Source organism: Pedobacter nototheniae, assembly GCF_032678625.1.
GTDB lineage: Bacteria > Bacteroidota > Bacteroidia > Sphingobacteriales > Sphingobacteriaceae > Pedobacter > Pedobacter nototheniae_A.
This window is the reverse complement of record NZ_JAVTSO010000005.1, coordinates 190,725-204,169: the sequence shown is the minus strand read 5'-3', so window position 1 is coordinate 204,169 and position 13,445 is coordinate 190,725. Positions and strand designations below refer to the sequence as shown.

The 13,445-nt window shown below is 34.6% G+C and carries 9 protein-coding genes; all 9 read right to left on the bottom strand.

All coding sequences use genetic code 11. The features are described from left to right. Positions 1–302 precede the first annotated feature (302 nt). The gene (locus R2Q77_RS15720) at positions 303–1,487 is read right to left on the bottom strand and encodes a FecR family protein (RefSeq protein WP_316804678.1); all 1,185 of its coding nucleotides are present in this window, start codon (positions 1,485–1,487) and stop codon (positions 303–305) included. Positions 1,488–1,604: 117 nt separating this feature from the next. Continuing rightward, complete coding sequence (locus tag R2Q77_RS15715; RefSeq protein WP_316804677.1) at positions 1,605–2,213, bottom strand: RNA polymerase sigma-70 factor; 609 nt, start codon at positions 2,211–2,213, stop codon at positions 1,605–1,607. A gap of 249 nt (positions 2,214–2,462) precedes the next feature. Continuing rightward, positions 2,463–3,566, bottom strand: coding sequence for a hypothetical protein (locus R2Q77_RS15710; protein WP_316804676.1), 1,104 nt, complete (start codon positions 3,564–3,566; stop codon positions 2,463–2,465). Positions 3,567–3,717: 151 nt separating this feature from the next. Beyond that, a complete protein-coding gene (locus R2Q77_RS15705) occupies positions 3,718–5,079 on the bottom strand; it encodes a DUF4302 domain-containing protein (protein ID WP_316804675.1) in 1,362 nt (453 codons plus the stop codon). 13 nt (positions 5,080–5,092) lie between these two features. Beyond that, a complete protein-coding gene (locus R2Q77_RS15700; RefSeq protein ID WP_316804674.1) occupies positions 5,093–6,475 on the bottom strand; it encodes a substrate import-associated zinc metallohydrolase lipoprotein in 1,383 nt (460 codons plus the stop codon). A 7-nt stretch (positions 6,476–6,482) separates the two neighbouring features. Further along, positions 6,483–7,946: a RagB/SusD family nutrient uptake outer membrane protein gene (locus R2Q77_RS15695; protein WP_316804673.1), complete on the bottom strand. Its 1,464-nt coding sequence runs from the start codon at positions 7,944–7,946 to the stop codon at positions 6,483–6,485. Between the two features lie 11 nt (positions 7,947–7,957). Continuing rightward, complete coding sequence (locus tag R2Q77_RS15690; RefSeq protein WP_316804672.1) at positions 7,958–11,599, bottom strand: SusC/RagA family TonB-linked outer membrane protein; 3,642 nt, start codon at positions 11,597–11,599, stop codon at positions 7,958–7,960. Positions 11,600–11,665: 66 nt separating this feature from the next. Continuing rightward, entirely contained in the window at positions 11,666–12,628 is a 963-nt protein-coding gene (locus tag R2Q77_RS15685; protein ID WP_316804671.1) for a FecR family protein, read from the bottom strand. 133 nt (positions 12,629–12,761) lie between these two features. Further along, the gene (locus R2Q77_RS15680; protein ID WP_316804670.1) at positions 12,762–13,367 is read right to left on the bottom strand and encodes an RNA polymerase sigma-70 factor; all 606 of its coding nucleotides are present in this window, start codon (positions 13,365–13,367) and stop codon (positions 12,762–12,764) included. Positions 13,368–13,445: the final 78 nt, after the last annotated feature.

The window sequence follows — 13,445 nt, the reverse complement described above, 5'->3', positions numbered from 1 at the left end:
TATACATTTGATAGTCTGTTTTTTGTGCGAAACACTGATTTGTTTAAGCGCTAAAAAGCGTTTCGCGGTTAATCCAAGAAATAATTGATTTTTTTGATCGATGTCCGGTGTATACCGGTTGGTTAACAGATACACAGAAATAGGGGTGTTACTTCAATAACACTCCTGTTTTGTTTCTATATAACCTGTAATCTAAGTTTTTAGTGTGATTTTCTTCATGTTTGTTCGGTTAAGTTTGTTGATTAATAATTAGTATGGTACGCTTTTAATGTTATAACAAAGGCTGGTTAGTCCTTCAACATTTATTTTTTATTATCTTCTTTGTAAACGATAATTTTATTGTCTTTAATCTCAAACCGAACTTCTCCGGTTTGTTCAAGTTTTCTTAATACCTGCGATACTTTTCCAAAACGACCTACAGTTCCGTAATACATCACTTCTTTTGCATCAGTATCCGCATATTCAATTTCCACATTATACCATCTGGAAATTTTACGCATTACACTTTCTTGCTTCTCGTTATTAAACATAAAGTAGCCGTTTTTCCAGGCTATTGCTTCTTCTACATCAATCCCTTTTATGTTAATACCTGTATTTGATAAAACCGATTGCTCTCCTGGTTTTAATATTTCTGTATCATGCGTGGCATTATGCGATACGCGAACACTCCCCTCAAGTAAGGTTGTTTTAGTTACATATTCATCTGCATAGCAGTTTATATTGAAATGAGTGCCTAAAACTTCAACTTCCTGCTTGGCTGTACGAACAATAAATGGATGTAATTTATCCTTTGCGACTTCAAAATAAGCCTCCCCCGTTAGCTCAACCACACGCTGTTTAGCAGAAGCAAAACTTAAAGGATAAGTTAAAGAAGAAGCTGCATTTAACCATACAACAGACCCATCAGGCAATTGCACTTGCCATTGCCCTCCTCTGGGTGTGGAAATGGTATTTATTTTTGAATCATCAGTTTCGTTAGCACCTTCTGATACCTTATAAATTAATTGCCCATCTGCGGTTTTGGTTATGGACAAACCCGCTTGTTTTGCAATATTTCCCGTAACAGCATCTGTTAACGATATTTTTTTACCGTCTGCTAATGTCAAAACAGCTTTATTTCCTCCAGGTAAAACATCCTGAATAAAAACATGTGCTTCTGGTGTTTTATCAATGCGATACAAATAGGAAGCTACACCGATTGAAATGAGTACAATAGCGGCTGATGCCCACTTTAAAACAGGCAGTAATTTTCTTCTTTTTATTTTGTGTGGTTTATCAGAAGCCAAAATATTTTGAAGTACAGTTTCCCATTTATCATTAGCACCCGCAGGTGTTGCGGACGCTTCTCCCTCCGTAATCATATGAACAAGCTCATCACTAATTCCCTCTTTATCAGCAGACACAAGTTCTAAAAGCTCCTGTTTTTCAACAGAACTAAGCTTACCTTCCTGAAATTGATTTAATAAATGGCTAATTCTTTTTTCCATACGATTCTTATACTAAGAAGCCGCACAGGAAATTTAGGACTATCGGATATTAATATATTTTTTATTTATTAAAACAAATTGGCAATCAATGTTGTTTCGGGCAGATTTGGAGCGACATTATTTCAAAAAAAAATACCTTACCGAAAAGCCAATGCTTAGAAGCACATTTAAAGTAATTCCATGTTGCTCTAAATTTGCCCTTATCGTTTTTAATGCAATTACTAAGGCATTTTTAACTGTGCTTGGCGATAAATTAAGGATTTCCGCTATTTCTGGAATAGTTTTGCCTTCCTGCCTACTTAACTCATAGATTTTTTTTCGTTGGCCAGGTAAATCACCAATAGCTGTATTGATTATTTTGTTAACCTCATTAAGATGGATGGTTTCAACAGTATCATTACTATGATCGGAATGCGTGTTTTTAAAATTATCAATGGTTTTGGTTTGTCTAAGTGTTTTTCTTAAATAACTTAAACATTCGTTAGAAACATACTTGTATAAATAAGCCTTAACATTTTCAACCGTTTCTAACTTGTCGCGGTTAAGCCAGATTTTTAAAAAACTGTCCTGGATAATTTCTTCTGTTGCGTGGTCAGACTTGGTAAACTTTAGGGCAAAAGATTGTAAAACTGGAAGGTACTGATAAAATAAAACAGCAAAGGCTTTTTCGTCCCCTTCGGCTATTTTCTTTAACAATTCCAGATTATCTTCATTTTTCTTATTCAAAACAAGCCCTTTTAAATCCTCTTTTATCTTTTACCGCTGCCATGGGGGATGGTATATCAATAATAGATAATTATTTTGGTTCTTGAGTCAAAAATTAATGAAATATATCAACAAAGATATTTTTTCTATTCAAAATTACGCTAAGGCCTTAAATAGTCATTGGCAGCTTCTATAAAATTGATATAAAACAATAAAGCCTCACTTTTTAGGGTAAGGCTTTGAATTAGGAATTGATAATAAATAGTTTCGTTATTGAAAAAATGCTAAATGAGTTGCAGGATCAAATGTTTCTAAGGCTCTATATAGATCAAGGTCAATGACAGTAGCAACTAAAACAACTTTCCCATCTACAACCTCCCTATATTTTTGAGAAGAATTAGAGATATTCATATCCTCAGTTAGAATATAAAAGCCATCTGGTAAAATTTTAGTGAACAATGCGTCTTTATAATATCTTGAATCTGATGAGTTATAATAAATGTGTGTTAACGGTTTAGCTATGTTACTTCCACTTGTACCTAAATAATTACCTAAATGAGTATAGTATTTTGTAAAAAATACATTATCATTATAATTTAAGGGAAACATCATTTGGGCATTGTCATCAACTAAGTCATTTCTAAGCATGCTCCCTTCGGGTATATCAGGCTTATTATTTGGATCTGTTGCTTCACTTCCAGTTAGCATGCAAAGGCTAAAATCATATACAAAAAATGTTAATGCTAATCCACCACCACCAAACATTTGTCCAGCCCTTGTAGCAAGAACCTTGACTACAGACTTTTTAGCACCATAACTTAAAGCATTAAATCCAGCTCTAAATCCACCGCTAATTAACAGATCTCGAGCCTCTCCTTGAAAAAAGTCCATGATTGTACATGGAATTAAAGACTGAACTATGCACTTTATTACTTTACTATCAGAATTACACCCTGGGATTGACCATCCTCCTTCAGCATCAATTGCCCGGAGCTGAAAAGCAACATATGCAATTTGGTAATTATTTAATGATGAGAACTCATCAATTAAATCAAAACTAGACAAACCAGCATCATAAAAATATTGTCTAGAGTTAGTCATCAACGGCGCAACCAAAACAGATGCATCATATTCATTATTAGGTAACTGAACAGACGAAAACTCATACCCTGCGAAAAGCTCCATTGTTTGCAATTCTAAAGGTTTATTCGGATCAATAGACACGAGTTCTCCATTCGGACCAGTTAAATATTTAGATGTTTTTAATAGATCATTAGATTTTTTATCGTTACTAATAAATTCAGACTTTTTACAGGCAACTACAATTATGCCTACAAGCATAGCAATTGACAATAGCATTTTGATTTTCTTCATGTTAATTTAGATTAAAGAGTTAAATTATTGTTGTTATTTTAATAGATAAGTACTGAGAGTATTGCTTTCAAAAGCTAAAATTCTGTTAAAAGTTTTTTATTATAAAAAACCCCAATTTTTAGGCTGGGGTCTCTTTGAGAGCGGATTGAATTTATAAATTACCTGTAAAGCTGAATGCTGGGTTTTGAACACTTGTAAATATTGCCATTAGAGCGCCAGTAGTACTATTAATCATATAATCTACAGTAAAAGTGTCTACATTTAAACGCTGTGCCAATAATGGTGCACAGTAAGTATTAACTAAGTCTCCATTGGTCCCATAATCAACATATGTAAATTTATATACACCATTACTCGTTTTTGTGTATGTATAATTTAGCGTACCTACATATTGTGTTATGGCTCCTGTTGTTGTATTTGTTTGTGGAATGTTAACCGTTAAAGTAAGTTTTTTAAAGCTCTCATTAAAAGTGTAAACCATATTTTCGACATGAATTTTATATGCTGCAAAAAAAGCGGCATCAGACGCTGCTCTTCTGGCAACATAATCTGCACCCCAACCTTGGTAAGTTGCTGCATTTGGTAATGAAACTACAGTATAAGCCGAGCCTAATAATATAAATAACGGTGTAACCGGGCTTGGGCTATTTTTAACAATATATTCTTTCCCAGTTGAATCGTAAAAAGCTAAAGTAGTTGCGTCTTTCCAGCTAAATTTCACGAAGCTAATGCCACCGTAAGTTAGGCCAGCATTTAAGATATCTCCTCCATCCAATGAGAAAGAGAATTTCCCAACACCACTTGTGGCTGTAACTCCATCCGCCAATACACCCGTCAATGTTATCCTTTTACCGGATGTTAAATTATTTGTGGTATTAAATGCAATTCCGGCTTTTAAAACTGAAGAGCCTGATGGAATTTCCAGGTATGGAAATTTATTTGTAGTAATAAAGTTTTGAACCCTATCAATGGCTGTTTTAAAACCACCAGCTTCGTAAATGGCCTTTTGGGCTGCAGTTGCTTTAACTAATTTAAAAGGTTGCCTGTACTTTTTACCGATAAATATAATGCTATCAGCCGATGATCGGTCGTAAATAAAGTCAATATCACTACTGTAACCAACTTTACTGGCGCCGCCTAAAACATCAGAGTTTGGATCATCGAGCATTGAGATGTAGTTGTAACTATCAAAAACCAAATCAGTACCCAAATCTTGCTTTATCCTATAATAGGATTTAGCGCCAGTTGCCGCGCTTGTATTCGTCATATCGCTATACATCACCACATTTTGATTATTATCAAAAGTCATATAAAAAGAATAACCGCCTCCTGCCTGCGTAGGCAAAGTTGCTATCCATCCGTTTGGTGCTGAAGTTAAAGTAGTAGATACCAATGCAATCTGCTCTCCAGCGCGTTCTTGAGGTGTTTTATCAAACGCTGGCACGTAAGAACTCTTCTTACAGCCCGAGATCACAATGATTAGGACTGAAATATAAAATAATATTTTTTTCATATTCTTCATATTATTAATAAGCTAATTGACCATAAAAATAATTACCAGGTGTTGCTTTTAAATAAAACCCTCCATACTTCATGTAATTATCGCCGTTAATATTAGCGGGTAACCAATCTGCCACAAATGTGTTATTAAGTAAATAATCAAGGAAAACCTGAACCCCCGGTTTTATTGTATTAGCATTAGCAACCCATGGAGCATCAGTGCCTCCGGCAGTGCCGTTAGTAAATTTAACTTCTCCTGTTGTTTGATTTATAGCAACATTGAAGGCATATTTAGCGTCAGATACACTTCCTGCAGTACTGGTATAATTAACATTTACAGCCATAGTGGTTGCTGTAGGAAAATCTAATCTGATGTAATTTAGACGGCGATTAGCATTACCTACAGCTGCAACTCCTGTTCTAACGCCTTCATAAACGGTAGTAAAATCAGTAGAGATGCCATAAGTTTTATAAACATCCTCATCTAAATTGATCATTATAGAAGAATAAAGCTTTTGACCTAACCAATACGAAAACCGAGACTCATTTAAATTCAATTTATTTTTCATGTACAATTGAACTTCTTTTTGCAAATCTTTAAAGTTTATGCCTAAGCTTTTATAGTAGTTTATAACATTTAATTCTTTTTGAATTAATCTATTTTTACCTTCTGCTGATGATGTATTTGCCCAATAGTCATACCATGCCTGACCATTAATTAGCGCCCAGCTTATTGTTTCAGCATAGTCTTCAGTTGGCTGTCCGCTGGCGTAGCTGGTTACAAAACCATTAGCATGCGCCGTTGCAATTGGGGTATCTTTATAAGGCTGTTTGTATAATCCTTTCGAAATAGCCTCCCAATCGGTTGGAATTGGAATAATTTGATTTAAAATATGTCCAAACTCATGGTGCATAATTCTATGTCTATCCCATGCATAAAATTGGCCTGCTGGTAAAGGCTGGTAATCATTTAATCCATAAAGGGTAATTCTTCTTCCTGCTGCTGCTGTACCTGCAACACCTGGATCATTTGCGTCTGCATAAGAATAAGAACCAAATAAAACCCATTCTTTTGGCATATAGGTTTTGGTAAAATTATTGCCTGCAACTTTTAGGTATGGGCTAATAAATCCATCTAAAACAATTTGCATGGTAGGCTGTATATTATTCAGATTACTTGGAACCACATTTGCCGTATTGCCATGATAGTATCTGTTATATCTATATATTACCTCAATATTGTATGGATCTAAAAAACTTGATTTCAACCATTGGTCTAAAAGCGTATTTGTGGTTGGATTGTCAGGGTTAAATTTGGATAAATCAGCCTCAACAGTTTCTGTTTTTCTACAGGAAATTGTCAGTACAAGTACTGCTATAAACCCTATTAATTTATATAATGTTTTCATATTCTTATTATCTTGGATTAAGTTCAATACCAGACAAGTTTACTTCTAAAGGCAATTGGAAAAGCCTGCGAGGATCATTTGGTGCTAACTCTACAAATGTTTCTGATGTTGTTGTAAAAATATTATGAACAACCGTTAATCTCCGTCTAACAATATCAAACCACCTGATGCCTTCTTGTAAAAACTCTGCTTTCTTCGCATCTAAAATGGTCTTGATTAAACCTTCTTTGGGATCATCAATTAAATAAAAAGCTTTAATTTTAGCTAATGTAACTGCATCAGTTGATGGGTTAAATCCAGTAATTCTAACACTCATAAAATCATTAATATCCTTTAATGCTTTATCGAACTGATTTGCTTCAACGTAAGCTTCTGCTCTGTTCATCAAAGCCTCATCAACTGTTAATAATGGTGTATAGCATAAATTGTAACCAATACCTGGTCCGGTATTAAAAAAGTAACCTTTGTATTTATACGTGGTATAATCATTTGAAGTATAGGATAAAACTCTATTTGCCAACACTTTTCCTGTTACATTTTTTTGTGTAAACATTTTTACCAGTTTTGGTCCATAACCATGTCTTGGCGAAGAACCAAAAGAAAAATAGGTAGAGTAACAATTGGCGATTAATAGATTATATTTTTGTGCACTACCATTAAAATTTGTTCTAAACTCTTCATTTGTTATACTTTTCAAGTCGGTGGTGTACCTTCTCATATTATTTACAAAATCGTTACCCGGTACTGTTAATGAAGCTGCATCTATTGCTTTCTGCCAGTCTCCTATAAAAAGATAAAATCTGGAAGCAAAGGCATTGGCCGCGGCAGGTGTAAAATGGAATTTAGGCGATTTGTAGGCGGAAACTGATAATAGCTTAATTCCATCTTCTAAATCTTTTTGAATTTGCGCATACGTTGATTGAACCGTACCTCTGCTATAATTAACCAAAACTTTAGTTTCAGGCGTGGTTATATAGGGAATACCAGGAGAATTATTAGCGCCTCCTTTCTCGTATGGTTTTGCAAAAAATATGGACAGCATAAAGTGTGCATAGGCTCTTGCAACTAAGGCCTCTCCCTTATACGGCAAGGCCGCTGCACCAAGGTTTTCTTTCTCAATTGACGCCAGTGCCTGATTAGCTGCTGCTATCGATTCATAAGATGCATTCCAATACCCAGATGGACGGTCAGAATCAGAACCCAGAAGATCGGCCCAAGAATAAGGTACGTCTGTTCTCTCATCGAGATTTCCTATACCTACGCCTTTATCTTCTGCATTATCTGAAGCCGATTCTGCAAAGGCTACATAATCATAAGTTGGATATGCAGTTGCTAATAACTGAGATACTTTTTCTATTGTATTTATTTCTGTTCTATTATCAGGTGCAGTTTCCAGGTATTTCTTACAAGAAGCTGTAAGAACTAAAACAGAACCTAATATTACAAACTTTGATATTTTAAATATTTTCATAACTAATTAAATTAAAAACCAATTTTTAATGATAGGGTAAACTGTCTGGCTACAGGTAAAGCAACCCCTCCCGAAGTATAAAATTCCGGATCCTGACCATTCAGACGTTTATCGGCATATATTAACCAAAGATTGTTTCCTACGATAGACAACGATGCATTGGTCATTTTCAATTTCGAATAAATACTTTTCGGAATATTATAGCCGAAAGACACTTGTCTTAGTTTAATATAATCGCCTTTAACAACCCTTTCAGTTGAATAGTTGTATAGATTATACGGATACCTTGAGTCAACTGATCCTCCATCGGCATTTACTATTTTAGCAGCCGAAAGCGGGTCTAAGATCGCTGGAATTGAAGTAAATTTCTCGTCGCCAGGCATAACCCATCTATTTAATATATCCCTGGTCATCGATGTCATATCATCATAACTATTTTTGATAGTTGGGTTAAGACGTAGAACATTACCTGCAGAAAACCCTATTAATGCCGATAGAGTAAAGCTTTTATATGTAAATTGATTATAAAAACCACCGGCAAACGTTGCATCTATTGGTCCTTCATATTTTAAATAAGTTAAATTATTACTCTGTAAATTAACATAGGTGGTTTTTCTTCCATCTAAACCAATAAATGTCGGGTATCCATAATCATGATCTAATCCGGCAAATTGCACGGAGAATAAACTTCTCGAAGAATATCCCACTACAGGAGAGCCATTTGAAGAAACTGATCTCCAAACACTTGGATTTATATCCAGCTTAGTGATTTTATTTGTGTTGTATCCAAAATTAAAATTGGTTCTCCATTTAAAGGAATCGTTCTGTATTACATTTCCAGAAATTGCAAATTCTAAACCCTGCCCTTTCATTTTACCATAATTGGCCATTTTGGTGTATTCACCACCGATACCAGAAGTTTGTATTGAACCAATTAAATCATATATATTTCTTTTATAAACATCAATGGAAACATTTACCCTATCCTTTAATAAGGATAAGTCTAATCCAATATTCAAATCTTTCGTTTTTTCCCAGGTTAAATCCTGATTTTCCAGGTTTGAAATGAATGTTTGTACTTCCTGATCAAAAACATTATTTCGGTAAGAGTTTCTATTATAAAATACAGCGGCAGAATTTGTTGCGCTTCCAATACTGGCAACTAAACCGTAAGATGCTCTTAGTTTTGCTCCTGTTAAGATATCGCTTTTAGGAAAGAAGCTTTCTTCATTAATATTCCAGCTTCCTGATACATTCCAGGTTGGTAACCATCTTGCCTGAGCACTTTTCCCCATTAAATTGGATCCATCATAACGGCCAGACAATTTCAAAGTATACTTTTCTTTATAGGTATAACTTCCATTGGCCATGTAAGCAACATACCTGTCGAAACCATTCCCCATTCCAAAATATGGCTTTCCTGTTTCAGTAGCTTGTTTAAAGTAATTGTAATTTGAAGTTACCAATCCTCCATTACCAAATTGATACCCAACGCCATCAAAAAACTCATCTTGCCTATCGGCAAACCTAACCTCCATACCTCCATATCCTGCAATATTATGGTCTTTATTAAAGGTTTGGTTGTATTGTAACGACTGTCTGAAATAGTATGACTTTAGGTTGTTGGTAGAGATTTTATAAAAACCTCCTTTGGGCACTACGCTAATAGGCAAACTGTTTGGAATATCCGGATCTGTGTATAGATTTCCATTCGCTGCAGCAGATGTTGCATCATCGATTGTTCTAAAGGATGTTGCCATATTAGAATTCTCCAAAATTGAGATCTGGCTTTCGGTTTTAGTAAACCTGTAAGCACCATTAACAGAATAGGTTAAACTTGGAATAATTTTATAGTTTACATTACCCTGAACTTTAAAATCAATCATACCAAGAGACAAAGAATTTGTATTAACCTCATTAATGATGTTGAAAGGAGCACTATTTTGTCTAAAGTATTCTAAATTTCCATTCTCATCATAAGCCGTTGTAATTCTACTTGTACCCAATGCATAACTATAAGGGTTGATGTCAAAATTTCTATAATAATTTCCATAAACCGGATCTGATTGTAGCGATGTAGCACCAGGTGTTTTCTGGTTTCTAATCGATCCGTTAGATAACAATTCTGCACTTAATTTATCACTAAGTTTAAAATTGGCTCTATAATTTCCTGTAAACCGGTTCACACTATTACCTATCGTTACTCCTGCATCATTTAAAAATGAAGTTGAGGCATAACTCTGAAATTTTTCGGTACCCGAACTTACACTTAATGAATGTTCCTGCTGTAATGAATTTTTAAACAAAACATCAAACCAGTCTGTATTGGCATTAGCATACCTCGATAGGAAATTGGTTTTACTTGCATTATCATTTTTCAATGCATAAGTATCACTAACTGGGTCATAGTTATATAACAGATTATACATTTTATAAAATACACCTCCAGAAGTTCCCCTGGAAGCATTTGGGATCTGATAATAACCCTTATTTTGCATTTCTATCATTACAGCCATCTGATCTGCTGAATTTAAGATATCGAAATCTGAATAAACTGGTTTAGAGTAAGTTGTGAAATTTCCAGAATAGGTTATTCTCGGGGCACCCTCAGTTTGTCTACCTTTTTTAGTTGTAACAACAATTACCCCATTCATAGCCCTTGCGCCATACATACCGGTGGCGGCAGCATCTTTTAATATATTAAAGGATTCAATGTCGTCAGGGTTTAATCCGGCAACGGAAGATCCGATTAAAGTATTCGCATCCCCTGTCGTTAGTGCTTCATTAGAAATATTGACCACATCTTCCAGGATAATCCCATCAACAACCCAAAGAGGCTTATTATCACCCGAAAAAGAAGTTGCACCACGAACTCTAATTTTTGGCGCAGCTCCAAATGTACCCGACACGTTTTGTACAGTTACCCCAGCCACTTGTCCTTCAAGCATTCTGCTTATATCTGTAACACCAGCTCTTTCAGCATCTTGCGCTTTAACTAAGGTAGACGAGCCCGTGAAGGTTTTCTTTTCTAATGTTTGATAACCTGTAGATACCACATTAACTTCTTTCAACTGAGCAGCATCTTCTTCAAGAGAAATATCAATTGTTGTTCTCCCATTTATAGCAATTTCAAGTGTTTTATAGCCAATGGATGAAAAAATTAATATCCCACCTTCTTTAACTTTAATCTGATACTCTCCTGATGAGTTGGTTGAACTGGCATTTTTTGTGCCCCTCTCTCGAACGCTTACACCAGGTAAAGTGGTTCCATCCTTTTTATCGCGAACTTTACCTTTTACAATAACTTCTTTAGTTTGTATTTCTGCCGATGGTTGAAACCTTAAAATAACTTGTTTGCCTATTAGTTTGTAAGCAATGTTATTTTCGGTTAAAGGATCCAGTGCCTGTGTAATAGAGGTAAATTTCTCAGGCACATTAATTATTGCGCTTTTATTAATTTTATCGGCATCATATACAAAATTTACTTTGTAAGCCAATTCAACTTTTTTTAGATAATTATCCAATCTTTCAGGCATTAATTTCGCTTGTCTTGCATCAGCTTGAGCTGTTATGCCCCACAAGATTGCGCACAGCAGCAGCACCATTCGGTGCAACTTGGTTCCAGCATGTCTTTTGTAGAGATTTTTCTCCATAGTTTATTAGTTTATAATTTAATTGATTAGTGGTTGGTTGTTTAAGTAGTTTTGGTTTTCTTTTTTTTAATGGGGTTTAATGATTATTCGATTATTTTCTCTTTTAATTTTTACCCGGTATGCTTCCTTTAGTGCGACCAGTACTTCATTTAAACTGATGTTATTAAAACTTGCGTTAAATTTTTCATATACACCCTTATCATCCTCTAAAACAAAATCAATTTTGTAATAGGTACTGAGTTGCCTGCAAACTTCTTTAAGTGGTGTATCTACAAATTTCAATTCTCGGGTAATCCAGGCATCTCCATTTTGCGATAGCATTGCAGCAAGTTGTTTTGTATTTAAATCATAGTTAATATTCTGCCCCGCGATTAAAATAGATGATACAGCACCATTAAATGGCGTAAACATTACTCGTCCGGTTTTTACAGTTAAATTAATGGCAACAGGAGAATACCCTATATTGAAAGAGGTACCTAATACCTGAATGTGCGAGGCGCCCATGTGTACCTGAAACGGATGTTTCTCATCTCTGAAAACCTTAAAAAAGGCCTCACCTTTATTTAACGATATAATCCGTTTATCTTTTTTAAATTTTTCAGGATAGGAAATGGAAGTATTGCTGGCCAGGATTATTTTAGAACCGTCAGAAAGCACCACAGAGTCAATTTGATCTTTAGTTGTTTTAACAATTAAATGCTCTTCGTTATTTAAGGCATAAAACCAATAGCCCATCGCAATAACCAAACAAGCAGCGGCAGCTGATAAGATCCAGCTTAAAGGCCTTATGCGGGCAGGTGTTATTTTTCTTATATCATTTTTGAAACGTTTTTGAGATGTCTCAATGTCAACAAGATTTAAACGCCCTGCTTTAGCAGCGTTATTCCAAATTTGTTCAATCTTCAGAAAATATAAATTATTTTCAGCTGATTCAGCTCTAAAATCCTGTATTTGCTTTTTCAGGGTAGGATTTTCCGCATCATTAAAATACCGGATGATTAAATCCAGCGAATTTGGTTCAGAAAGCATGTAGTTTGTTTAGGTTACATGCAAGACAATAAAAAATGAAAAAACCCCTAGTGTATTTCTTCTTTTTTTTAAAAAAAATAAAAATAATTATGAAACAGTCACTAAAAGCTTTTAGATAGCCTTAGATAAACGACTAATAAAGAAAAAGAGTCATAAATTTAACAACCTCTCCAGGTTTTAAATTTGTTTGTTTAGCCGCTTCTGAGAGTCGTACTTTTAGTACTTTAAGCGCTGCCCGAAGATGATTTTCTACTGTACGTTCTGAAATATTTAATTTCAATGCAATTTCTTTGTATTTTAAAAGTTCAAAACGACTCATTTTAAATACTTTTTTACATTGTTCGGGCAATTTATCGATCTCCTGATATAGCAAAACAATTAGAGAATTTTCCCGGTCTAAAGCATCCAGATCTTCCTCAGTTATTTGCTCCGGCATGTGTTCTTCGTACACAAGGATGTTTTTTTGTTTCCCAATATAATTAATGGATGCATTTATGGTGCTTTTATATAAATAAGATTTTAAAGATCTTACCTCAGCAAGTTTATATGGATTTTCCCATATTTTTATGAAAACATCATGGACAATTTCTTCAGCAACAGGCATTTCATGAACATATTTATCACAGATTAATAAAAGTTTCTGAAAATATTGGTTATAAAAAAGAGCGAAACGGTTAGCATCTTTCCTTTCGAAAAGGTTAATTAAATCCTGGCCAGTCTCAATTACATCGAATTTCATACAGGGTATATCCGTTACGAAATTCAATTATACAAAAACTGACGCACAAAAATTTAATTTCCTAAATATTAACTTTTG